The 23739-nt window shown below is 71.2% G+C and carries 18 protein-coding genes and 1 tRNA gene; 11 read left to right on the top strand and 8 right to left on the bottom strand.

Annotated features, from left to right (window positions below; translation table 11 throughout):
• Positions 1-26: 26 nt before the first annotated feature.
• Entirely contained in the window at positions 27-1253 is a 1227-nt protein-coding gene (locus GUY60_RS13600; protein ID WP_161697368.1) for a glycoside hydrolase family 64 protein, read from the top strand.
• Positions 1254-1301: 48 nt separating this feature from the next.
• Here the strand turns inward: GUY60_RS13600 and GUY60_RS13595 are convergent, their stop codons facing one another.
• From GUY60_RS13595 to GUY60_RS13585, 3 genes are all read right to left on the bottom strand, one after another.
• A complete protein-coding gene (locus GUY60_RS13595) occupies positions 1302-2348 on the bottom strand; it encodes a LacI family DNA-binding transcriptional regulator (protein WP_161697366.1) in 1047 nt (348 codons plus the stop codon).
• A gap of 105 nt (positions 2349-2453) precedes the next feature.
• Entirely contained in the window at positions 2454-3701 is a 1248-nt protein-coding gene (locus GUY60_RS39925; protein ID WP_376771216.1) for a GMC family oxidoreductase, read from the bottom strand.
• Positions 3702-3833: 132 nt separating this feature from the next.
• Complete coding sequence (locus tag GUY60_RS13585) at positions 3834-4820, bottom strand: multicopper oxidase domain-containing protein (protein ID WP_161697374.1); 987 nt, start codon at positions 4818-4820, stop codon at positions 3834-3836.
• A 356-nt stretch (positions 4821-5176) separates the two neighbouring features.
• Between GUY60_RS13585 and GUY60_RS13580 the strand changes: the two genes are divergently transcribed.
• Together GUY60_RS13580 and GUY60_RS13575 are read left to right on the top strand one after the other, a co-directional pair.
• A complete protein-coding gene (locus GUY60_RS13580; protein ID WP_161697372.1) occupies positions 5177-7597 on the top strand; it encodes a ThuA domain-containing protein in 2421 nt (806 codons plus the stop codon).
• Between the two features lie 51 nt (positions 7598-7648).
• Complete coding sequence (locus GUY60_RS13575) at positions 7649-9826, top strand: OmpL47-type beta-barrel domain-containing protein (protein ID WP_161697370.1); 2178 nt, start codon at positions 7649-7651, stop codon at positions 9824-9826.
• Between the two features lie 122 nt (positions 9827-9948).
• Here the strand turns inward: GUY60_RS13575 and ligD are convergent, their stop codons facing one another.
• Positions 9949-10962, bottom strand: coding sequence for a non-homologous end-joining DNA ligase (gene ligD / locus GUY60_RS13570; protein WP_161697364.1), 1014 nt, complete (start codon positions 10960-10962; stop codon positions 9949-9951).
• Positions 10963-11037: 75 nt separating this feature from the next.
• On the opposite strand from ligD, the gene GUY60_RS13565 reads away from it, so the two are divergent.
• From GUY60_RS13565 to GUY60_RS13550, 4 genes are all read left to right on the top strand, one after another.
• On the top strand, positions 11038-12111 hold the full coding sequence (locus GUY60_RS13565; protein WP_161697362.1) for an ATP-dependent DNA ligase: 1074 nt from the start codon (positions 11038-11040) through the stop codon (positions 12109-12111).
• 82 nt (positions 12112-12193) lie between these two features.
• Positions 12194-13108 (top strand): DUF3048 domain-containing protein, encoded by a 915-nt coding sequence (locus GUY60_RS13560; protein ID WP_161697360.1) that lies wholly within the window; start codon positions 12194-12196, stop codon positions 13106-13108.
• A gap of 45 nt (positions 13109-13153) precedes the next feature.
• A complete protein-coding gene (locus GUY60_RS13555; protein ID WP_161697358.1) occupies positions 13154-13648 on the top strand; it encodes a DinB family protein in 495 nt (164 codons plus the stop codon).
• Positions 13649-13776: 128 nt separating this feature from the next.
• Positions 13777-15300 (top strand): right-handed parallel beta-helix repeat-containing protein, encoded by a 1524-nt coding sequence (locus GUY60_RS13550; protein WP_161697356.1) that lies wholly within the window; start codon positions 13777-13779, stop codon positions 15298-15300.
• Positions 15301-15351: 51 nt separating this feature from the next.
• On the opposite strand, the gene GUY60_RS13545 is transcribed toward GUY60_RS13550, so the two are convergent.
• Entirely contained in the window at positions 15352-15846 is a 495-nt protein-coding gene (locus tag GUY60_RS13545) for a hypothetical protein (RefSeq protein ID WP_161697354.1), read from the bottom strand.
• 386 nt (positions 15847-16232) lie between these two features.
• Here GUY60_RS13545 and GUY60_RS13540 point away from each other — a divergent pair, with 386 nt between their 5' ends.
• Complete coding sequence (locus tag GUY60_RS13540) at positions 16233-17240, top strand: DUF3048 domain-containing protein (RefSeq protein ID WP_161697352.1); 1008 nt, start codon at positions 16233-16235, stop codon at positions 17238-17240.
• 31 nt (positions 17241-17271) lie between these two features.
• Complete coding sequence (locus tag GUY60_RS13535; RefSeq protein ID WP_161697350.1) at positions 17272-18066, top strand: N-formylglutamate amidohydrolase; 795 nt, start codon at positions 17272-17274, stop codon at positions 18064-18066.
• Between the two features lie 24 nt (positions 18067-18090).
• Here GUY60_RS13535 and GUY60_RS13530 read toward each other — a convergent pair whose 3' ends face one another.
• Together GUY60_RS13530 and GUY60_RS13525 are read right to left on the bottom strand one after the other, a co-directional pair.
• Positions 18091-18843 carry an SDR family NAD(P)-dependent oxidoreductase gene (locus GUY60_RS13530; protein ID WP_161697348.1) on the bottom strand — a complete coding sequence of 251 codons (753 nt, stop codon included), beginning with the start codon at positions 18841-18843 and terminating at the stop codon, positions 18091-18093.
• Between the two features lie 38 nt (positions 18844-18881).
• Positions 18882-19247 (bottom strand): PH domain-containing protein, encoded by a 366-nt coding sequence (locus GUY60_RS13525; RefSeq protein WP_161697346.1) that lies wholly within the window; start codon positions 19245-19247, stop codon positions 18882-18884.
• A gap of 228 nt (positions 19248-19475) precedes the next feature.
• Between GUY60_RS13525 and GUY60_RS13520 the strand changes: the two genes are divergently transcribed.
• Together GUY60_RS13520 and GUY60_RS13515 are read left to right on the top strand one after the other, a co-directional pair.
• Positions 19476-21704: a UvrD-helicase domain-containing protein gene (locus tag GUY60_RS13520; protein ID WP_161697345.1), complete on the top strand. Its 2229-nt coding sequence runs from the start codon at positions 19476-19478 to the stop codon at positions 21702-21704.
• Between the two features lie 243 nt (positions 21705-21947).
• Positions 21948-22032, top strand: a tRNA-Leu gene (locus GUY60_RS13515).
• A 64-nt stretch (positions 22033-22096) separates the two neighbouring features.
• Here the strand turns inward: GUY60_RS13515 and GUY60_RS13510 are convergent.
• Positions 22097-23707 (bottom strand): aldehyde dehydrogenase family protein, encoded by a 1611-nt coding sequence (locus GUY60_RS13510; protein WP_161697344.1) that lies wholly within the window; start codon positions 23705-23707, stop codon positions 22097-22099.
• Between the last annotated feature and the right edge of the window lie 32 nt (positions 23708-23739).

Here is a 23739-nt window from a genome sequence, read left to right as displayed (position 1 = left end):
CGTTCCCCCACACCCCAGGAGACTCCGTGATATCTCGCCGAGTGTTCTTGACCGCCACCGCCGGTACCGCGACCGCGTTGACCTACCCCCTCTGGGGAAGCGCTCTCAGTCCGAGTGCCAAGGCCGCCCCCGAGACCTGTGAACTCGCCCTGAGCAACACCTCGTTGAGCGGCACCGTGCACGCATATGTGACCGGGCACGAGCAGGGCACCGACCGTTGGGTGCTGCTGAAGCCGGACGGCGGTGTGTACCGGCCCGACTCGCCGGCCGCGCCGCAGACCCCGCTGCCCGTCGACTGCGCCATCCCGCTGGGCGGGCCCGGCGACGAGCCGGTGGTCCTGACGCTCCCTCAAATGTTCGGCGCCCGCGTCTACTTCGTACGGGACGACAAGCTGGACTTCTTCCTCAACCCGGGCCCGTCCCTGGTCGAACCCGCCTTCGCGACCGAGGAGGACCCCAACTACGGGCGCACCTGGTCGTTCTGCGAATTCACCTTCAACCCACAGCAGTTGTACGCCAACATCAGCTACGTCGACCTGGTGACCGCGCTGCCGATCGGGCTGAAGCTGGAGGGCGACGGTACGCACGAGGTGGCGCCGCTGCCGGACGGGGCGGTGCAGAAGATCGCCGACGATCTCGTGGCGCAGGCCGCGAAGGACGGGCAGCCGTGGGACCAGCTGGTCATCCGCGGCGAGGGCGACAGCGTGCTGCGGGTGATCTCGCCGCAGAACCTGATGGCACCCTGGTTCGACCGGCCCGACGAGATGCCCTTCCGCGACCTGTTCAACGGCTACATCGACCAGGTCTGGGACAAGTACCGCTCCACCGATCTACGGATCGACCTGCAGGGCGGCCGGGGCGTCAAGGCCGGCCGGGTCAGCGGGGACACCCTCACCTTCGACGGCGGGCACACCTTCACCAAGCCCACCTCGAAGGACATCTTCACCTGCAACCACGGGCCGTTCGCCAACAACCCGGACGACCCCGACGACAAGAAGGGCCTGCTCGCCCGGCTCGCCGCGGGCTTCAACCGGGGCATCATGCTGACCCACCCCGAGCAGCCCAACGGCGCCACCGCCGCCGACTACTACAAGGAAGCGGACACCAACCACTGGGCGCGCGTGGTGCACGCCAACTCCCCCATCGGGTACGCCTTCCCGTACGACGACGTGCGTCCCGACGGGGAGCCGGACGTGTCGGGTGCCGCGCACGACGGGAACCCGCGGCGGTTCACGGTGTCCGTCGGCTCCTGAGCCGCGCGGGGCAGGGGCACCTCCCGGCCGGAGGCTGGGGGAGGGTGCTCAGGCCGAGGCCCGCCGGACGAGCGCGGTCGGGGTGATCACCGACGACGGGGCGGTGTCCAGGGGATCCCCCGCCAGGGCGCCGCCCCGCTCCAGGCCGCGAAGCAGCAGCCGCGCCATCAGGCGGCCCATCTCCTCGATGTCCTGGCGCACGGTGGTCAGCGGCGGGCTCGTCTGCTCGGCGACCGGCTCCATGTCGTCGAAGCCGACCACCGCCACGTCCTCGGGCACCCGCCGCCCGGCCTCACCGAGCACCCGCAGCGCCCCGGCCGCGGTGAGGTCGTTGGCGGCGAACACCCCGTCGACGTCGGGGCAGCGGTCGAGCAGTTCCCGCATGGCGCGCTCGCCCCCGGCCGGGGTGAAGTCGCCGCGCGCGATCAACTCCGGTTCGGCGTCCGGCAGTACGTCGCGGTAGCCGTCGAGCCGGTCCATCGCGGAGGTCTGGTCGAGCGGCCCGGCGATGTGCGCTATCCGCTCCCGGCCGAGCGAACGCAGATGCCGTACGGCCTCACGGGCGCCGCCCCGGTTGTCACAGTCGACGTACGGGGTGTGCGGGGCGCCGCCGTCGGGGCGGCCGCCGAACACGGTGGGCAGCGCCGACCTGCGGACGATGTCCGGGAGTTCGTCGTCGAGGTGCACCGAGAACACGAGCGCCCCGTCGACGTGCCCGCCCGCGAGATAGCGCCCCACACGCGCGTAGTCACCCCTGCCCTCCACCAGGAGGAGCACCAACTGCGAGTCGTGCGCGGTGAGTTCCTTGCTGATGCCGCGCAACTGCTGGGCGAAGAACGGGTCGGTGAAGACCCGCGTCTCGGGTTCGGCGATCACCACGGCGACCGCGTCGTGCCGCCGGGTGACGAGGGAACGGGCCGCCTGGTTCGGTACGTAGCCGAGTTCGTCGACCGCGCGGAGCACCTTCTCGGCGAGTGAACTCCGTACGCCCGCACCGCCGTTGACGACGCGGGAGACGGTGGCGCGGGAGACCCCGGCACGGTCCGCGACCGCCTCGAGGGTGGGGCGGTGCGCTGCGCTCGACGGCTCGGTCACGTGGCGGCTCCTCGGGGCGGCGGCGTACGGCGGGTGCCGTCAGGATAGCCATCGCGCCGCCCCGTTAAGAGCGCTCTCAGCGGCCCGGCCGCACGGGCTCCCGGTTCAGCCCCGCCGGTCCTCCAGGATCATCTCCGCGGCCTTCTCCGCGAGGGCGATCGTGGGGGCGTTGGTGTGGCCACGGGTGATGCGCGGCATGACGGAAGCGTCGACGACGCCCGGGTACTTGCCGAGCGGCCCTGCCGTGCGCCGGGCGAGGGCCGAGCGGGCGAGGAGTTCCTCCGCGCGGCGCACCCCGGCGATGAGCGTGTCGAGGTCATCCGGGTCCGTGAGGTAGCCGGGGTCGATGCGCGGGTCGGCGGCATCGGTGGCGCCCGGCGTGATGCGGCCCGTACTGCCGGGCTGGAGCAGCACCACGCCGATGGTGATGCCGTGTTCGGTCGGCGGGACCAGGCCGTGGTCGACGAACGGCACCGGCGCGTACACCAACTCGATGTCAGGCGTGTCGAGTTCGGGCCTGGTCCTGATGAACGCGGCGGCCTCACCGACGTTCGAGGTGAACGGGTCACGGGCGCCGGTCAGGTAGCGGGCGACGTTGGCCGGGCTGTCCGCGCCGGTCAAGGTGACGGGTTCGGTGGTGTGCACCGTGACCCCGTACGACAGGTGGTCCTGGAGGTGGCGACCCACGTCCGGCGAGTCGACCCGCAGGGTGATGCCCGCCTCGGCGAGGGTCTCCGGGTCACCGGTACCGGAACGCTGCAACAGGTGCGGGGAGTTGACAGCACCCGCACTGAGCAGCACCTCGCGACTGGCCGTCAACAGCCGTACGGAGCCTGCCCGTTCGGCGATCACACCGGTGACTCGGGTGCCGTCGAAGGCGAGCCTGCGGGCCTGCACGCCGGTGAAGACATGGAGGTTGGGGCGGTTTCGGGCGCCCTTCAGATAGCCGTCGGCGGCGCTCCAGCGGCGGCCGCGGCGCTGGCTGAGCGGAGTGATGGCGAAGCCGGTGTGGTCGGGCCCGTTGAACTCGTACAGCTCGCGCAGGCCCACGTCCCGGCAGGCGTCGAGGAAGTCGTGGGTGGTCGCGTTGAGGTCGCGCGGCGGCGAGATCCACTGCGGCCCGTCGAAGCCGTGCGCGACGCTCGCGCCGGGTGCGCCCGCCCAGCGCTCGGCCCGCCGGAAGTACCGGACGAAGGCGTCGTACGACCAGTCCTCGCCCGCGGCCTCGGCCTCGGCGTCGTAGTCGTCGCGGTGGCCGCGGATCCACATCATCGCGTTGATCGACGAGCAGCCGCCGAGGGTGCGGCCGCGCGGCCAGTACAGTTCGCGGCCGTCGAGCGCGGCCTGCTTCACGGTGTTGAAGTCCCAGTCGTACGGCGTCTTGAAAAGCTTGGGGAACGCCGCGGGGACGCGGATCTCCGGTCTGCGGTCGCGCGGGCCCGCCTATCGGCGTCGGACGCTGTCCGCCGGGTGTGTGCGGACCGTTCAGTGTCCGGCGTGGTCTGCGCCACCGGCGCTCGCGGTGTGCTCACCGTGGCCGGGGATCGTGCCGTCCGGCTTCGCGACCAGGAACATGCCGGCCATGCCCATGTCGGAGTGGCTCTGCACATGGCAGTGGTACATCCAGGCGCCCGCGCCCACGCCCTCCCCGGCGATGACCTGGAAGCCGAACGAGTCGGCGGGTCCGGTGATCTTGTTGTCGATGACCTGGCTGGGGTCGTCGGGGCCGGTGAGGATGCCGGTGCGGTTGTCCGCCCAGCGATGACCGTGCATATGGAACGTGTGGTAGTACTCGCCGTGCGTGATCATCACGATCTCGACCCGGTCCCCCACCGTGGCCTTGAGGTCGGGGCCCTTGGGGAGGTTGTTGATGGTCATGTCGTTGAAGACGATCGTGTACGTCCGGTCCGGCAGCACATCGCCCGCGCGCCGCACGATCAGCCCGCCGTAGAGCCCCTTGCGGAGCCCTCCGGTGCCGTGGTCGGTGCCGACGACATGGTCGTGGTAGTGCCAGTAGCCCGCGCTGCCCGCCCGCCAGGTGCCGTCCTTGCGGCGGCCGGGGGCGTGCGTGCGCCAGGTGTACGTACGTGAACTGCCGGGCTCCACATGGCTGTTGTTGTGCCGGGTGCCGTCGCTGCCGATCTCGTAGTCGACGCCGTGCGGGTGCAGGCTGACGTCGACGTCGGTGGTGTTCTCCAGCTCGATGTGCAGGGTGTCGCCCTCGACCATTTCCAGGAGGGGGCCGGGGATCGAGGCCTTGCCCTTCTCCAGGCCGTACCCCATCTGCCCGTCGGCGAGCTTCTCGGCGTACAGCTTGATGTGCCGGGTCTCGGCGGTGGCCTCGGCCGTGCCGGACGCGTCTGCCACGGCCTCGGGGGCCGAGCCGGGAAGCACCCCCGACATCGATGTCAGACCGGCCGCGACGACCGCTCCCCCGGCGAAAAGGCGCCGGTTGAACCCGCGTCTGCCCAGCGCCACCCCTGCCTCTGCCCCTGCCCCTGCCCCGTCCCGTGCTTCCGTCATCGCCGAACTCCCCAGGGCCGTAACGAGATTGACGGGGCGACAGGGCGTGACGACCGTACCCGGACCCCTCGGACGGCCACACCGTAGCTTCGGGGTCCCCGTTTATCCACACTCAGGACAAAGTTTGTGTCATCGCGGTCATAGCTATTGGCGGACCACCGAAAGAGGTCTAGCTTCCATGGCGCTGTTGCTGTGCACGATGAGGGGTGGGTGGCCACATGCGGAGCGCACCACGTCAAAAACCCGTGGATTCCCGCGAGTTGACCAGACGCAGACACAGATCCCGCAGACTCTGGGCGACCGGGATCGCGGTGGGAGCCCTGACCGCGGGGCTGCTCGCCTCCGGGCCCGCGACCGCGCGGCCGTACCCGGACGCTCCGCTGACAACGATGTCGCTGCCGTCCCCGCCGGGCGGCGCCAATGTCCGGGTGCTTGTCTTCCACGGCTCGGCGAGTGCGGAGACCCCGCTGGTGAACGCGGGGATCGAGGCCGTCGAGCGGATCGGCGGGTCCGGGCCTGAGGAGCAGCGGTTCGCCATCACGGCCACCGACGACGCCTCGGTTTTCACCGACGAGAAGCGCCTCGGCCGGTTCAACGCGGTGGTGTTCCTGACCGGTGGCGGCGATGTGCTCGACCCCGAGCAGGAGATGGGCCTTGAGGCGTACATGGAGGCGGGCGGCGGCTTCCTCGGCATCCATGACGCGGCCCGCGCCGAACCGTACTCGGACTGGTTCACCGGCCTGGTCGGCGCCCGCCCCGCGAAGGGCAGCGGCGCCACCGCGCAGCGTGCGACCGTCGAGGTGGGCGACCGGCAGCACCCCGCCACCAAGGGCCTCCCCCTGGAGTGGAAGCGCCCCGACAAGTGGCTGAACTGGGAGAAGAACCCCTCCGGCGACGTGCACACGGTGGCACGGGTGCGCGAGGCCACGTACAAGGCGGGCGAGGGCGCCAACGGGCCGGACCACCCGGTGAGTTGGTGCCGTGACTACGACGGCGGGCGGTCCTTCTACACCGGCATGGGCGGCACCGTCGACTCGTACTCGGAGACGGACTTCCGCGCCCATCTGCGGGGCGCGCTCCTTTGGACGACGCGGCTCGTACGGGCCGACTGCAAGGCGGCGATCAACGCCAACTACAAGGCGGAGCGCCTCACGCAGCCCAACCAGCCGGGCCAGAACGACCAGATCGGCGAACCGCACGGCCTCGTCACCGCTAAGGACGGGCGGGTGTTCTACATCGGCCGCGGCGGCGCCGACTCCGCGCAGCCCGTGGTGACCGACTGGAACAACCCCGACATCGGCAAGGGCAGGGGCGAGATCCACGTCTACGACCCGAAGACCAAGAAGGTCCAACTGGCCGGTGCGCTCACGGTGTTCGGCAACAAGGGCGGCGGCGACGAGCTGGTCAAGGTTGAGGAGGGGCTGCTCGGCATCGAGCTCGACCCGCGCTTCGAGGAGAACGGCTGGGTGTACCTGCACTACACACCGCACTCGGAGATCAACCGCGAGACGCATATGGCGGAGCGCCGCGTCTCCCGGTTCACGTTCGACGCCGCGACGAGCAAGCTCGACCTGGGCAGCGAGAAGGTGCTGCTCAAGTGGCCGGTGCAGATCCACAGTTGCTGCCACGCGGGTGGCGGCATGGCGTGGGACTCGAAGGACAACCTGTACATCGCGACCGGCGACAACAACTCCAGCCGGTTCAGCGACGGTTACTCGGGCAACAACCCGGAGCCGGACTTCAAGGGCGTCTCGTTCGCGGACGCGCGCCGCACCGCCGGCAACACCAACAACCTCAACGGCAAGATCCTCCGCATCCACCCGGAGCCGGACGGCACGTACACCCTTCCGTCGGGCAACCTCTTCACGGGTGACGAGACGGACGAGGGCGGCGGCAAGACGCGTGGCGAGATCTATGTGATGGGCGTGCGCAACCCGGCGCGCATCTCGATCGACAAGCAGACGGACACGCTGTTCGCGGGCTGGGTCGGCCCCGACGCCGGTTCCCCGTCGACGACTTGGGGCCCCGCGAAGTACGACACGTTCGCCGCGATCACCGGTCCCGGCAACCACGGCTGGCCGTACTGCATGGGCAACAAGCAGCCGTACCGGGACCGCAATCTGCCCGATCCGACGCAGCCGCTCGGCTGGTACGACTGCGACGCCCCGAAGAACGAGTCGCCGAACAACGACGGCCTGGTGAAGCTGCCGCCCGTCACGTCCAACACGATCTGGTACTCGCCGCAGGGCGGCGGCCCGGACTTCCCGCGCGACGCGAACGGCGTGCCCTCGTACAAGACGGAGGAGCAGACGTTCCGGCTGCCGTGGCTGAAGGGCGGCGGGCAGGCCGCGATGAACGGCCCGCTGTACCGGTTCGACGCGGACAGCGCGAGCGAGGTGAAGTGGCCCGCGTACTGGGACGGGAAGTGGTTCGTCGGCGACTTCTACGACAGCGACCAGCCGCGGCACGCGGTGCTCACCGACCCGAAGACGGTCGGCAAGGGCGGCGTGCCGGTGCACGCCGAGTCGCTGAAGAAGATCGTGCCGATCGGCAACGACGGCATCAAGAACCTCATGGACTGGAAGTTCGCCCCGGACGGTTCGCTGTACGTCCTGGACTACGGGCGCGGATTCTTCACCTCGGACGCCAAGTCGGCGCTGTGGCGGGTCACTTACGAGGGCGGCGCGGCGACCCCGAGCGCCGGCCAACTGGCCAGGAAGGGCTGACCGTTGAGACACAGACGGAGATTCCTACGGGTACTCCTCGCCGCGCTCCTGATGGTGCTCGGCCTGACCGCCCCGGCGGCGTACGGGCAGCCGGATCCCGGCACGCGCCCGGTGCAGGACGAGGGTGCGGCGGCGGCGCAGGTGCTGAACTGGACGGCCGGTGACCCGATCGACAAGTACCTGTCGGCGCCGACCACGGCGGTGGCGGGTCCGACGACGATCGTCTTCGAGAACAGCGCGGCGACCGGCAACACCACGGGCATGCCGCACACGTTGACGTTCGACGTGTCGGATCCCGAGTACAACAACGACGTACCGCTGAACATCCTCGCCAACCCCTCCGACGCGGAGGGCGGCAAGCACACCGCCGAGGTGACACTGACGCCCGGCCGGTACCTGTACCACTGCACGATCCCCGGGCACGGCACGATGCAGGGCATCCTGACGGTGACCGAGGGCGGCGGCGAGGACACCACGGCCCCGGAGACCTCGGCGAAGGTCGACGGCACGCAGAACGCGGACGGCGCGTACGTGGGCCAGGCCGCGGTGACCGTGACGGGCACGGACGAGACGGGTGGCTCCGGGGTCGACAAGGTCGAGTACGCGGTCGGGGACTCCGGTGCGTGGCAGCCGTACACCGCCCCGGTGGTCGTGAACCAGGTCGGCAGCCACAAGATCCGCTACCGAGCCTCCGACAAGGCGGGCAATGTCGCCGCCGAGAAGGCCGTCGAGTTCGCGGTGGTGGCCCCGCCGACGGACGACACGACCCCGCCGGAGACCTCGGCGACGGTGACGGGTGAGCAGAACGCGGACGGCGCGTACGTCGGTATGGCCACGGTCACCGTCGCGGCCTCGGACGCGGGTTCGGGCGTGAACACCGTGCAGTACGCGGTCGGTGACGCGGGCGAGTGGCAGACGTACGCGGCGCCCGTGATGCTCCACGAGCCGGGCACGTACAAGGTGCGCTACCGGGCCACCGACAAGGCGGGCAACGCGGCCGCCGAGAAGGCCGTCGACTTCACGGTCGTGGCCCCGCCGACGGAGGACACGACCCCGCCGGAGACCGCCGCGAAGGTCGACGGGACGGTCAACTCCGATGGCGCGTACGTCGGCAAGGCCACGGTGACGGTGTCCGCGACGGACGACGACTCGGGCGTGGACATGGTCGAGTACTCACTCGACGGCGCGCCCTATCTGGCGTACACGGAACCGCTGTTGGTGGACAGGACCGGGCGGCACGAGGTGATGTACCGGGCGAGCGACAAGGCGGGCAACACCTCCGAGGCGCGGAAGGCTGCGTTCACGATCGTCGAGGGCGGTGGCGTCCCGGCGCCGGACTGCCCGGAGTTCGACGAGCGCGCGACGGTATTCGTCGGGACGGTCGACAGCGGCGTGCCCAACCGTATGACGGCGAGCCGCTGCACGATCAACGAGCTGATCGAGGACGAGAAGGACTGGTCCTCGCACGCGCTGTTCCTGAAGCACGTGGACCAGGTCCTCGACAAGCTGCTCGCCGAGGGCGTCATCGACGCGCGCGAGCACCGCACGGTGTACGCGGCGGCCAAGAAGTCGGGCATCGGCGAGCCGGGCCAGACGGAGGGCTACCGCAAGCTGTTCGACGGCTCGAAGGAGTCGTTCGCCAAGTGGCAGCAGGTGGGCGGCGGTTCGTTCGGTCTGAACGACGACGGGTCGATGACCTCGGGCACCTCGGTGGCCGGGATGGGCATGCTGTGGTTCCCGGAGCGGAAGTACGAGGACTTCTCGCTGAAGCTCCAGTGGCGGGACGACGCACCGGGCGCGGGCAACGCCAACTCCGGTGTGTTCGTGCGCTTCCCGCAGGTCCACGACCATCCGGAGGAGTCACGCCCGGAGTGGGTCGCCATCAAGTACGGGCACGAGGTGCAGGTGCTCGACCGTCCCGACGGCGACATGTACAAGACGGGCTCGATCTACGGCTTCGACCGCGTCGGCCTGGCGAACGCCGGGGTCACCCCCAAGGGCACCTGGAACGACTACGAGATCCGGGTGGTCGACCAGCACTACCAGGTGTTCCGCAACGGCACCCTGATCAACGAGTTCGACAACACGGGCGGCCAACTCTTCGAACCCCCACGCGACGACGACCCGGGCACGGACGGCCGCAGGTACGCCTCCGGCTATGTGGGGCTCCAGGTGCACGGGGTGACGGATGTCGTCTCGTACCGGGATATTCGAATCAAGGAGCTGTAGCGGTACGGGGGTTCATCCCGGACCAGGCCCCGCACCGTCGACTCGGTCACCGCCGATCGCCCTGCGGGCTCGTCCTCAAACGCCGGACGGGCTGAAATTCGGCCCCTCCGGCGTTTGCCGTTCTAGTCCGCGTGCCGCGCCCTGCTCGGCTGCACCCGCTTCGGTTCGCCCGGCATCTTCGGGTGGTCGGGTGGGTACGGCAGGTCGCCGAGGCCGTGTTCGTGTTCGTCCTTGTCGGCCAGGTCGAGCAGCGCGTCCAGGGTGAAGCGGTGGTCGTCCATGTCCGCGTGTACGTCGCCGAGTTCGGCAAAGCGCGCGGGCATGGTCACGAGGTCGAAGTCCTTGGGGTGGGCCACGCCGACCTCGTCCCAGGTCAGCGGCGCGGAGACGGGGGCATGCGGGCGTGCGCGCACGGAGTACGCGGAGGCGATGGTCCGGTCCCTGGCCGTCTGGTTGTAGTCGACGAAGACGCGCTCGCCCCGCTCCTCCTTCCACCACTTGATCGTCACCTGCTCCGGCATCCGGCGTTCGAGCTCGCGCCCCACGGCGATGGCGGCGCGCCGGACCTGGGTGAAGGTCCAGCGCGGCTCGATCGGCACGAAGACATGCAGGCCCCGGCCGCCGGAGGTCTTGGGCCAGCCCCGCAGCCCGCCGAACTCGTCGAGTACGGACCGGAGTTCATGGGCGGCACGGACCGCGTCGTCGAAGTCCGTGCCGGGCTGCGGGTCGAGGTCGATGCGCAGCTCGTCGGGGTGGTCGACGTCGTCGCGGCGGACCGGCCAGGGGTGGAAGGTGAGCGTGCCGTACTGCGCGGCCCACAGGACGGCTGCCTCCTCGGTGGGGCACATCTCGTCGGCGCTGCGGCCGCTGGGGAACGTGATGTGGGCGGTGGGGATCCAGTCGGGCATGCTCTTGGGCGCCCGCTTCTGGTAGAACCACTCGCCGGTCACACCGTCCGGGTACCGCTCCAGGGTCGTGGGCCGGTCGCGCAGGGCGCGCAGGATGCCGGGCCCGACGGCGATGTAGTACTTCGCGAGGTCCAGCTTGGTGAACCCGCGCTCGGGGAAGAAGACCTTGCCCGGATTGGACAGGCGCACGGTCCGCCCGCCCGCCTCCAGTTCCACCGCTTCGCCCATGCGAGCCACGGTAGGCGTACCGGACATACCTCGCACACCGGGCGATCGCGGCCATGGGCGAGCAGAATCGACGGCATGGATCTGCCGGTGATGCCACCCGTCAAACCGATGCTCGCCAAGCCCGTGAAGAAGATCCCGCCGGACATGCAGTACGAGGCGAAGTGGGACGGATTCCGCGCCATCGTGTTCCGCGACGGCGACGAGATCGAGCTGGGCAGCCGTACCGGCAAGTCGCTGACCAGGTACTTCCCGGAGCTGGTGGCGGCTCTCCTGGACAACCTGCCGGATCGCTGTGTGCTGGACGGTGAGATCGTCGTCGCCCGCGACGGCCGCCTGGACTTCGACGCGCTGAGCGAGCGCATCCACCCCGCCCAGTCCCGGGTGCGCACCCTCGCCGAGCGCACCCCGGCCTCGTTCGTGGCGTTCGACGTGCTCGCGCTTGGGGACGAGGCGCTGGTCGACCGGCACCTGGCGGATCGCCGCGCCGCCCTCGTGACGGCCCTCTCGGGCGCGCGTCCCCCGGTGCATGTGGCGCCCGCGACCACCGATCCGGAGCTGGCCGCCGAGTGGTTCGGCACGTTCGAGGGCGCGGGCCTCGACGGGGTGATCGCGAAGCCGCTCGACCTGCGCTACCGGCAGAACGAGCGCCTGATGTTCAAGATCAAGCACGAGCGCACCGCCGATGTGGTCGTGGCCGGGTACCGCTTCCACAAGTCGGGCCCGATCGTCGGCTCCCTCCTCCTCGGCCTGTACGACGACTCGGGCGCCCTGCAGCACGTAGGGGTCTGCGCGGCGTTCTCCATGAAGCGGCGCGAGGAGCTGATCGCCGAGCTCGAACCGCTGCGGATGGAGTCCGCCGACGCGCACCCGTGGGCCGCCTGGGCGGAGGAGTCCGCGCACGAGTCGGCCCGGCTGCCCGGTGCGCCGAGCCGCTGGTCGGGCAAGAAGGACCTGTCGTGGGTGCCGCTGCGGCCGGAACGCGTGGTGGAGGTGGCCTACGACCACATGGAGAACGGCGCCCGCTTCCGGCACACCGCCCAGTTCCGCCGCTGGCGCCCGGACCGCGCCCCGGAGAGCTGCACCTACGCGCAGTTGGACGAGCCGGTCGGGTACGACCTGGCGGAGGTACTCGGTCCGCACCGGCCGTAGGCGCCCTGCCCGCGGTCGGACATCGGTCGGGCATCGGTCGGGCATCGGGCTGACGCGGTCCCCGTGTGGGTAAGGGAAGGGCATGGGCAGCGGCATAGAACGACGCGCGTTCCTCGTGGCCTCCGCCGGGCTGCTCGCGGGCTGCACCCTGGAGGCCCGGCGGCCGGACGGCGCACGACTGCCCGGCGCCGGCGAGCAGGGCTGCGTCCCGCTCGCCGTGAAGATCGACAACGTCGGCCCGGCCCGCCCGCACACCGGCCTCGACCGGGCCGACTTCATCCATGTCGAGCAGGTCGAGTCGGGGCTCAGCCGCCTCCTCGCGGTGTACGCGACCGGCCGGCTGCCCGAGTCGGTGGGCCCGGTGCGCAGCGCCCGCGAGACCGACCTCGAGCTGCTCGGGCAGTACGGCCGCCCGGTGCTCGCCTACTCGGGTGCGCAGTCCAAGCTCCGGCCGCTCATCGCCGCCGCGCCCCTCGACGCGCGTACGCCCGGTGAGGCGCCGGACGCGTTCTTCCGCGCGCCTGACCGGCCCGCGCCGCACAACCTGTACCTGCGCCCGGCCCGCCTCGACCCGCGCCCCGCGGCCTGCGACCCGGCGTCCTTCGGCTTCCGGGTCGGGCCCCGGCCCACGGACGGCAGGCCCACGTCCCGGTACACGGTGCGCTATCCGGCGGCCCGGTTCGACTTCGTCTGGTCGGCGGAGCGGGAGCACTGGACGGTCGAACTCGACGGGGCGGCCTCGGCGCTCACCCCGTCGACGGTGCTCGTGCAGTACACGCGGATCCGCGACTCCCGCTTCGGGGACCGCTGGGGCAACGTGTCCCCGTACACGGAGACGACCGGTTCGGGAAAGCTGCTGCTGCTTCGCAACGGCCGTGCGTACGACGGCGAGTGGAGCCGCACGGCGAAGGACCGGCCGGCGGAGTACCGCACCGCGGACGGCAGCCGCCTCTACTGCGCGAAGGGGCAGGTGTGGGTGGTGTACGCGAAGGTGTGACGTCCCTCAACGGCGTTGTCAGTGGCCGCTGTTAGCGTCGGGGGCATGAACTTGGGCGTACCCCCGACCGGGGGCGAGAAGGAGAGTCTGCTCGCGAGTCTCGAACGGCACCGGGATGTCGTCATATGGAAGGTGTCGGGCCTCGACGAGGAGCAGGCGCGCCGCCCGCTCACGCCCTCCGGCACCAGCCTGCTGACCTTGGTGAAGCACCTGGCGTGTGTGGAGTACGGCTGGTTCTGCACCACCTTCGACCGCCCGACCGAGCCGCTGCCCGACGCGTACGCGGGCGAGGACATGCGGATCGCGCCCGGCGAGACCACCGAGGACGTGCTCGCGTTCTACGGCAGGGCGCGGGCGGCCGCCAACTCGGTGGTCGCGGACACGGAGTTGGATGCCCTCGGCACGTCCTGGCCGGGCCCGCCGGTGTCGCTGCGCTGGGTGCTGATCCATATGGTCGAGGAGACGGCCCGGCACGCGGGACACATGGACATCGTGCGTGAGCTGATCGACGGGGCGGTCGGCGACCATCCGAAGGGCTGACACCGGTCCCGTGTGCGGGGGTCCAAGGCCGGGCCCCGTTTGTCCATGGGCGGGCGGTGCCGGTTCCCAGTAGCGTGCCCGCGGGTTCCGGGCCCGGTCGGGCCGCCCTTCATGGATCGGAGCGCGTCATGCCCCTGCGCCGTACCGCCGTCCTCGCCACCGCCGTCGCCACGGCCGCCGCCGGGCTGCTGCCTGCCACCGCGCTGGCGCGGGACGCGGCGGGCACCAGCTACCACGTCGACTGCGCGGGCGGCGACGACTCGGCCGCCGGTACGGCACCGGGCACCGCCTGGCGCTCGCTGTCCCGCGCGAGCGCCCAAGTCCTCGGCCCCGGCGACCAGTTGCTGATCAGACGCGACACCAGCTGTACGGGGGTGCTCACCCCGAAGGGCGCGGGTGCCGAGGGCGCACCGGCCGTGCTCGGCGCGTACGGGCAGGGCGCCGAGCCGCGCCTCGAGGGTGGCGGGGCGCGGGCGACCGTACTGCTCGCGAACACCGAGCACTGGGAGATACGCGACCTGGACGTGTCCAACACCGGCGCGCCCACCACCACGGAGCGCCGCGCGGGCGTCCTCGTGCAGCTCACCGACTACGGGGTGGCGGAGGACTTCGTCGTCGACGGCGTGGACGTGCACGACGTCAACGGCGCCGACTTCAAGGACCCGGACCCCTCGGGCGGCATCCTCTTCGTGGTGAGCGGGGACAAGGTGCCTACCCGGTTCGACGGGGTGCGGATCGAGGACTCCACGGTCCGGCACGTGGACCGCACCGGCATCGGCACGTCGTCCACCTGGGGCCGCCGCCCCGAGCACCCGGAGGGACCCGGCACCAGCTGGGAGGCGATCACGGGTCTGACGGTACGGCGCAACGAGGTCCGGGACGTGGGCGGCGACGGCATCGTGGTGCAGAACGCCAAGAAGGCGCTGGTGGAACGGAATTACGTGGACGGCTTCAACATGCGCTCGGCGGGCTACAACGCCGGGGTGTGGGCGTGGAACTCGGACGACGTGCTGTACCAGTACAACGAGGTGACCGGCGGCCACGGCACCCGGGACTCGATGGCCTTCGACTTCGACGGCGGCAACAACCGCAACGTCTACCGGTACAACTACAGCCACGACAACGAGGGCGGCTTCCTGCTCGTCTGCAACGGCGCCGGGATGAAGACGGACGGCAACCGTTTCCACGACAACCTCAGCGTCAACGACCGCAACACCACGGATCCGTACGCGGTGATCTCGGTCGTCTGCAATCCGTCGACGGACACCCGCGTGTACCGCAACACCGTCGTCACCGACCGTTCCGACACCGCGCTCGTCTCCAACAACGGGCAGACGGGTACGACGTTCCGGGACAACGTGTTCGTCGGCGCCGCGACCGGTTCCGGCTCGCCGATCAAGGACACGGTGAGCACGTACCGCAACAACCTGTACTGGCGCACGGCGCAGCCTCGTGACGCCGAGGCCGTGAACGCCGACCCGCTGCTGCGCTCGGCCGACCCGAAGGCGCCGGACGACCTGCGGCTCCGCTCCGGTTCCCCGGCCCTGGGCGCGGGCTCGGTCACCGCGGACGACGGCACCCGGTACGACTACTTCGGCAATCCGCTGCCGCGCGTCCGCAACATCGGCGCGGACCAGGGCACCGGGGACTGACCGCCCGCGCCACCGCCGCACGCCCGCTCGGCCGGCTCTCCGTACGACCGTTCAACTCGCCCTGCGTCCGGCCGACTTGCGCGGCTCGGGGCGGACCTGGACGGCCTTGTCCTGGCTGCCGCGTTCGGCCGGGTCGCGGGACGGCGGCGCGGCGACGGCGGCCGTTCCGCCCGCGGTGACCGCGCCGAGCAGCAGGGCGCCGACGGCCGCGGGCACCAGCGCGCGGAGCGCGGCCGCGCCGGGCCGTCGGCAGCTCCGCGCGAGCCAAAGCAGCGCCGCGCAGCCGTCGCCCGCGCGGTGCAGCGCGAGCTGGATCAGCGGCGCCCCGACGGTGGCGGCCACGGCGAAGACGACGGCGCCCGCCGTGGTGCCGTAAAGCCGCAGTTCGGAGGCGAGCGTCATACCGGCGGCGGCGCCGACGGCGGCGCCGATCAGTTGCGGCAGGCTGATCTCGGGTCGGGTGGAGCGCCGGGGGCGGCGCTGCTCGGGGTCGGTCCGGCCGGTCCTGTCGTCCCGGTGCCGGGGGGCGTCGTGCCGTGCTCCCATCGCGTTCCTTCACACATCGAGTGATCCGTTCCACACCGATGGTCGAGGCCATGAAAATAGATGGCGGGGCCATCTGGTTGGACGCGCGGTACGGGCCTGCTCATCGCCTGTCATGCCTGCTGCGCACAGCTCCACGACCGGCTCCACCGGCCAGGAAAAATGCCAGAAATCAGCTGATTTCCATGGCTTCCGGGCGTGTCGCGCGAGGTCGCTCGGGGCCTCTCGGGGCCTCTCGCGGGAAGGGGGGAGCCGCGCCGCACACGCCCCGGATCCGGCCGGAAAGGATGAACGGCGCCCGGTTGGATGGCCGCCCCGCGGTACACCCCCCTCCCCCGCGCGGAAGGCATGCGCCAGCGAAACCCGCTACGGACGACGGAGGCGCTGCGATGACAGCGAGAACTGCAACGGCCACCCGCACCACCCGGCGAGGCGCGCGACTGCTCGCGCTCGTCGCCGCCGGCACCCTCACACTCGGCGCCGCGGCCGAGGTCGGCGCACAGGACGCCGGCTCCCAGGACACCGGCCGGGCGGCCGCGGCCCCCGGCGACGTGTCGCCCTTCACCGGCAATGCGGCGAGCCCGGGGCAGGTGCTCGCGGTGAAGTTCGACAACGCCCGCGGGGCCCGGCCGCACCACAACCTCAACAAGGCCGACATCGTGTACGTCGAGAAGGTCGAGGGCGGGATGAGCCGCCTGATGGGCGTGTACGCCAGCCGCAAGCCGGACTCGGTCGGACCGGTGCGCAGCGCCCGCGAGTCCGACGTGGAGCTCCTTCGGCAGTTCGGCCGCCCGGCGCTCGCGTACTCCGGGGTGCGCAGCTCGCTCACGAAGTACCTGAACAACTCGCCGATCTACGTACGGCCGCACGGCAAGGTGCCCGGCGCGTACTACCGCAACGAGAACCGGCAGGCTCCGCACAACCTGTTCGTCAAGCCGGGCCCGCTCCTGAAGTCGGCGCCGAAGGCGAGCCTCGCCGCCGACATCGGATTCCGCTTCGGCGCGGCCCCGCAGGGCGGTGTGAAGACCAGCAGCCGCACCGTGCGCTACGCCAGTGCGAGCCACACCTTCCGCTGGTCGTCCTCGCAACAGCGCTGGCGGGTCTCGTTCGACGGCGAGGCCGCGATGCAGACCAACGGCCGCCAGATGGCACCCCGCACGGTCGTGATCCAGCACGTCGCGATGCCGCCGTCCAAGTACCGGGACGTCAACGGCGCGGTCACCCCGTACATCAAGACGGTCGGGCAGGGCAAGGCGACCGTCCTGCGCGACGGCAAGGCCTACGCGACGCGCTGGAGCCGGCCGAACGCCCAGTCCGGTACGACGTTCACGCTCGCCAACGGGCAGCGGATGCCGTTCGCGACGGGCCAGGTGTGGGTGGTGTACGCCGACAAGTGAGCGGTGGGCGGCGGCCGCCTAGGGTGATGCCATGAGCGCCGCCGAGCCGCCCTTCGTGTTGATCCCCGGTGCCGCCGACGCACCCGTCCTGCTGCACGTGCCGCACGCCTCGCGGACCGTGCCGCGGGCGGTGCGCGGCGGCATCGTGCTTGACGAGGCCGCGCTCCAGGGCGAGTTGGACCACATCGTCGACGCGCACACCGACACCCTCGCCGCCCGCGCCGCCGCGGCCGCGCACCGCACCCCGTGGCAGTTCGTCAATCGGCTCGCGCGCCTCGTCGTCGACCCGGAGCGGTTCCCGGACGCGCGCGAGGAGATGCGGGCCGTCGGCATGGGCGCCGTGTACACCCGCACCACCGGCCAACAGCCCCTGCGCGCCCCGGAGTTCGACGAACAGCCACTACTGCGACGGTACTTCCACCCGTACGCGCACGCCATGACCGAGGCCGTACGCGAGCGGCTCGACGCGGCCGGCCGGGTGGTGATCCTGGACGTGCACTCGTACCCCACGCACCGCCTGCCGTACGAGCTGCACGGCGACGGCCCGCGACCGGCGGTCTGCCTGGGCACCGACCCGTTCCACACCCCGCCCGAGCTCCTTGCCCGCGCCGAGTCGGCGTTCGCGCGCTGCGGGACGACCGGCCGGAACAGCCCGTTCGCGGGGACGTATGTACCGCTGGAGTTCTACCGGGCCGAGCCGCGGGTGTCGGCGCTGATGCTGGAGATCCGCCGGGACGTCTACATGCGGGAGCCCGGCGGACCGGCGGGCCCCGGCCTCGACCTGCTCACCGAGGCACTGACGGAACTCGTCGACTCCCTTGCGTAGAAAGCCAGTTGAACAGGGCTGCGCTCAGGACGAGTCCTTCATGACCGTCCAGCCGCCGTCGACGAGCAGGCTGGAGCCGGTGACGTACGACGCCTCGTCGGCGGCGAGGAACGCGATGGCCGCGGCCACCTCCTCGGGCGAGCCGAGCCGGCCCGCGGCGGTCTGCGCGGCGCTGCGCTCCCGCTCCGCGGCGGACAGCCGGTCCCAGGCGCCGGTCAGGATCGGGCCCGGCAGCACCGCGTTGACCCGCACCTCCGGCCCGTACTCCACGGCGAGTTGACCGCAGAGCGAGACCAGCGCGCCCTTGGTCGCGGCGTACGCGGGGTGGCCGGGGATGCCCGCGTGCGCGTGCACGGACGAGGTGAGCACGACCGCGCCGCGCCGCTCGCGCAGTTGGGGCAGCAACACCTTGAAGCCGAGGAACGAACCGGTGAGGTTGACGGCCAACTGCCGGTTCCAGGACTCGAGGGGCATCTCGTGGGCGCGGGTCACATCCACGGTGAAGGCGTTGCTGACGAAGACGCCGACCGGCCCGAACTCCGCTGCGGCGGCGCCCACTTGGTCCCAGTCGCCGGGCTCGGCGACATCGGCCCGCACGAACGCGGCCCGGCCGCCCCGCGCGCGGATCCCGGCCGCGGTCTCCTCGCCGCGCTCCGCCGCGACATCGGCGAGCACCACCGCGGCGCCCTCGGCGGCGAGCCGCACCGCGCTCGCCGCCCCGATGCCGGAGGCGGCCCCGGTCACCACGGCCACCCGCCCCGCGAACCGTTCACTCATGGGACGACCCTAGGGCACCTGGCCCGGCGCCCCCGGTGTCATCGCGCCACGAACTGCGTCAGGATCGCCTGCACCTCGTAGATGTTCACGCCCTTGGTGAAGGTCTTCTCGATCGGCGCCGACTCCCCCGACACCCAGATCTTCAACTCCGCGTCCAGATCGAAGTGTCCGGCCGTCTCGACCGCGAACCGCGTGATGCTCTTGTACGGCACGGAGTGGTACTCGACCTTCTTGCCGGTGATCCCCTGCTTGTCTATGAGTACGAGCCGCCGGTCCGTGAACAGGATGGTGTCCCGGATCAGCACGTACGCCGCGTACACCTGCTCCCCGTGTCCGAAGAGTCGCGCGTACTCCTGCTGCGCCTTGCCAGGGTCGACGGTGTGGGCGTTTCCGAACAGTGCCATGGCATGAACCCCGTGGTGGATCGTGGTGGACGGTCTGGATCCGACTGTAACCGGAGCCCGTCAACTGTCCTGTTCTCGCCCCTGGTTGACCCCTGTAGGCCGCGACCGGACCGCTGCCGCTGGACGGAAGATCACGCCCCGTACGACACTGGCCTACGCCGAGGGCCGTGCCGGTGCGGGGCCGTCGCCGCGACAGGTACCCGCCGACAGCCGCGTGGAGCGTTCCGCATGCCCCGTCTCGCCCTTTCCCTCGACTTCTTCTCCCAGATCGCCAAACTCCAGGGCAGCGTGCGGCAGGGCGTGCAGGCCGCGTGGGCCAAGTTCGACCGGCTCACCCTGGACGAGTTGTTCAAGGACCCGGGCCTCAAGCTGGAGTCGCTGAAGAACGCCCGCGATCCACGGATACGCACCATCCGCATCGACCGTGGCATCCGCGGCGTCGTCCTCGCGCCCGACAGCGGCGACACGTTCGTCCTGCTTCGCGTCCTGCCGCACGACAAGGCCATCGACTGGGCCGTCAAGCGGAAGGCCACCGTCAACGCCGTCACCGGAGCCGTCGAGCTCCGCGACATCACCACACTCGAAGCGCTCACCCCGGCGTACGAGACCCTCGCGCCCGCGCCCGAACAGCGGCTGTTCGCCCAGCACTCGGACAGCGACCTCAACGCACTCGGCATCGACACGACCACCCTGCGCCAGGCCCGAGTCCTGTCCGACGCCGAGCAGTTGGAGGTGTTCGCCCCGAGCTTCCCGGAGGACCAGCGGGAGGTTCTGGAGTACCTGGCCATGGGGTTCACCGTGGAGGACGTGTGGCGGGACGTCGTCGCCCCGCGCCTGTCCGCGGCGGCCACCCCGGCGCGGCCCGTCGACACAGACGACTTCGACACCGCGATCCGCCGCACCGGTACCCGCGTCGCCCTGGTCACAGGACCCGAGGAACTGCGCGACATCCTGGAGCAGCCCTTCGCCGCGTGGCGGATCTTCCTCCACCCCGCACAGCGCAAAGTCGCCTACCGCCCCTCCTACTCGGGCCCCGCCCAGGTCACCGGCGGCCCCGGCACCGGGAAGACGGTCGTCGCGCTGCACCGGGTGCGCCACCTGCTCGGCGGGCTGCGCGAGGGCGACCGCATCCTGCTCACCACGTTCACCAACGCCCTGGTCGGATCGCTCCGTTCGGGGATCGAGGCGCTCGTCGACGATCCTTCGCTGCGCGAGCGCGTCGACATCATGACGGTGGACGCCTTCGCCCGGAAGGTCGTCGACCAGGCCCCCGACGTGACCCCGCGCAGCCTCCTCACGTACAATCAGCAGGCGGCGAACCGCTGGAACGCGGCCGCCGAGGCCGTCGGCCTGCCCGGCGCGGGCGCGTTCCTCGCCCAGGAGTACAAACACGTGGTCCTGGCCCAGGACTTGACCAGCCTGCGGGAGTACGAGGCGGCGCCACGGCCGGGGCGCGGCAGCCGCGTCACCCCCGGGATCAAGCCACTCGTGTGGCAGGCCGTCGAGCACTTCACGGCGGGCCTGAAGCGGGACGGCGTCGTCACGTACCTCCAGCTGGCCGCCGAGGCGGCGCGGCGGCTCGACGGGACCGAGCAGCAGCTCGACGGGACGGGGCAGCAGCTCGACGGGACCGGGCAGCGACTCGACGGGGCGGAGCGGCGGCCGTACCGGCACATCGTCGTGGACGAGGCGCAGGACCTGCACCCGGCGCAGTGGCGGCTGCTGCGGGCGGCGGTGCCCGAGGGGCCGGACGACCTGTTCATCGCGGGCGATCCGCACCAGCGGATCTACGACTCCAAGGTCTCCCTCAAGGCCCTCGGCATCAAGGTGTCCGGCCGCTCGACGAAGATGCGCAGGAACTACCGGAGCACCCAGCAGATCCTCCGCTGGTCCGCGGCCCTGCTCGCCGGCCGTCCGATCGCGGAGCTGGAGGACGAGAACCGCACCGACTCCCTCCTCGGCTACCGCTCCGCGCTGCACGGGCACCGCCCCCATGTGTACGCGGCCGCCGATGAGCGGGACGAGTTCGAGGCGGCGGTCGCGCAGATCCAGAGCTGGACGGCACTGGGCGTACTCCCCGAGGAGATCGGGATCAGCACGCGCTTCCACAAGACGTGCGAGGCGCTGATCGAGCACCTCACCGCCGCCGGGATCGCCTCCGTCCCGCTGACCTCGAAGGCGACCAGGCCGAAGCCCGGGGTACGGGTGGGGACGATGCACGCGTTCAAGGGACTCGAGTTCCGCTGCGTCGCCGTGCTCGGTGTGCACGACGAGGCGCTCCCGCTGGACAGCGCGATCACCCCGGCCGCGATGGACTCCGTCCAGCACGCGGCCGATCTCCTTGCCGAACGCTGTCTGCTTTTCGTGGCGTGCACGCGGGCCCGCGACGGCCTCCATGTCTCCTGGCACGGCCGGCCGAGCCCGTTCCTCACGGATGCCGGGGTCGGCGTGGAGTGATCTTCCGTGTGCACTTCCCTGTGATCTTCCGTGTGCGGAGCGGAGCCGTGGGGCCGCCGCACACGCGGGCCGTGACCATCGCGTCACGTACCGTGCGCACCCGGCCCCACCTGCGACGATCCATGGCCCTGGCGGAGCGTGCAGGGTTCCACCCGGAGGGATACGCAGGTGAAAGGCACTCTGAAACCTTGGTATTGTTATCCATGTCGCCGCGGGCCACGGCCCAGCGGAGACAGACACCTTGTCCGGGTGGCGGAATGGCAGACGCGCTAGCTTGAGGTGCTAGTGCCCTTTATCGGGCGTGGGGGTTCAAGTCCCCCCTCGGACACAGATCGAAGCCCCACAACCTCCCAGAGGTTGTGGGGCTTCGTCGTTCCCGTGACCGGTCAGGGTCAGGGCATCAGGTGGTACTCCGGGAAGTTTCCGGGCAGCCGTTCCTGGCCGGCGCCCCGGGTGACCGCGCGGATCAGGAGTTCGCCGCCCACGAACGCGCCCCGCCAGGACGCACCGAAGCCGCCGAAGAGTTCCTCGCGGTCGCCGCGCGAACGAGGCTTGTCGTGGCCGACCTTGAAGGCGCGGATCTGCGGCGCGAGACGGTCGTACGTGGACCGGTCGTCGGTGGAGAGGGTGGCGACCAGGGCGCCGTTGGACGCGTTCATCGCCGCCAGGAGTTCCGCCTCCGTATCGACCAGGACGATCGTGTCCACCGGACCGAAGGGCTCCGCGTGGTGCAGCGGGGACGACGGGGGCGGGCCCAGGAGCGTGACCGGCGGGACGTACGCCGAGGTGTCCTGGCCGGGCAGGAAATGACCGTCCGCCAGCGTGCCGCGGTGCAGCGGAACGGCGCCGCGGTCGACGGCCTCCGCCACCTGGTCGGAGAGTTCCTTCGCCTTGGCCGCGTTGATCAGCGGCCCGAAGTCGAGGCTCGGCAACGGGTCGGCCGGGTCGGCGACGGCCAGCGGGTGGCCGGTACGGACGTTCCGCACGGCGGGCAGGTACGCGGCCAGGAACTGGTCGAAGAGGGAGCGTTGCACGACGAAGCGCGGGTAGGCGGTGCAGCGCTGCTTGCCGTAGTCGAAGAGTTTGGGGACGACCGCGGCGAGCGCGTCCCAGTTCGAGTAGTTCCAGATGCCCCAGGTGTTCAGGCCCTCCTGTTCCAGGATGTGGCGCTTGCCGAGGTCGGCGACGGCGGTGGCGACGGCGGCCCCGGTGTCCCGGCCGCCGACGAAGGAGACGCAGCCGATCTCGGGCGCGCGGACCAGGGCCTCGGAGAGTTCGCCGCCACTGCCGCTGACCAGCGTGACCGGCACTCCTTCGCGGGTGGCGAGCGCGCAGGCCAGGGTGAGGCAGGCCAGGCCGCCGTCCGTCGGAGTCTTGGCGATCACGGCGTTCCCGGCGAGGGCCTGGACGAGCATCGCGTGGACGAGGACCGACATCGGGTAGTTCCAGCTGGCGATGTTGGAGACCGGCCCGTCGAGCGGGGCGCGGCCTTCGGTCATCGGCTCGATGTGGTCCACGTACCAGCGCACGCCGTCGATCGCCCGGTCCACGTCGGCCTGCGCGAGGCGCCAGGGCTTGCCGATCTCCCAGACCAGAAGGAGGGCGAGCAGTTCGCGGTGCTCGGTGAGGGCGTCGAGGGTGGCGGCGACGCGGGCGCGCCGCTCGGTGAGCGGGACGTGCCGCCAGGCGCGGTGCTGGTCGAGCGAGGCGCGTACCGCCTGGTGGGCGGTGGCGGCGTCGAGTCGGGGCGGCCCGGCGATGGGGCTGCCGTCGACGGGGCTGGTCGCGGGCAGGGCGCGGCCGTCGGTCTGCCAGGCGGCGGCCCACAGGTTGCGGACGCGGTCGTCGAGGAAAGCCTCGGGCGCGACGTCCTGACAGCGCCGCCAGGCGTCGGCCCAGGCGGTTCCGGGCTTGAGGGTGAGGGGGCCCGGGGTGGGGTCGGCGGTCGGCCCGGTGGTCGCTTCGGGGGTCGGTTCGGCAGTCGGTTCGGGGGTTGTTGCCATCGGTGTTCTCCGCTCTCGGTGCACAGTCGGGG

The organism is Streptomyces boluensis (assembly GCF_009908195.1).
In the GTDB taxonomy this organism is placed as follows: domain Bacteria; phylum Actinomycetota; class Actinomycetes; order Streptomycetales; family Streptomycetaceae; genus Streptomyces; species Streptomyces boluensis.
The sequence above is the reverse complement of the archived record's forward strand: the minus strand, read 5'-3'. Positions and strand labels throughout refer to the sequence as shown.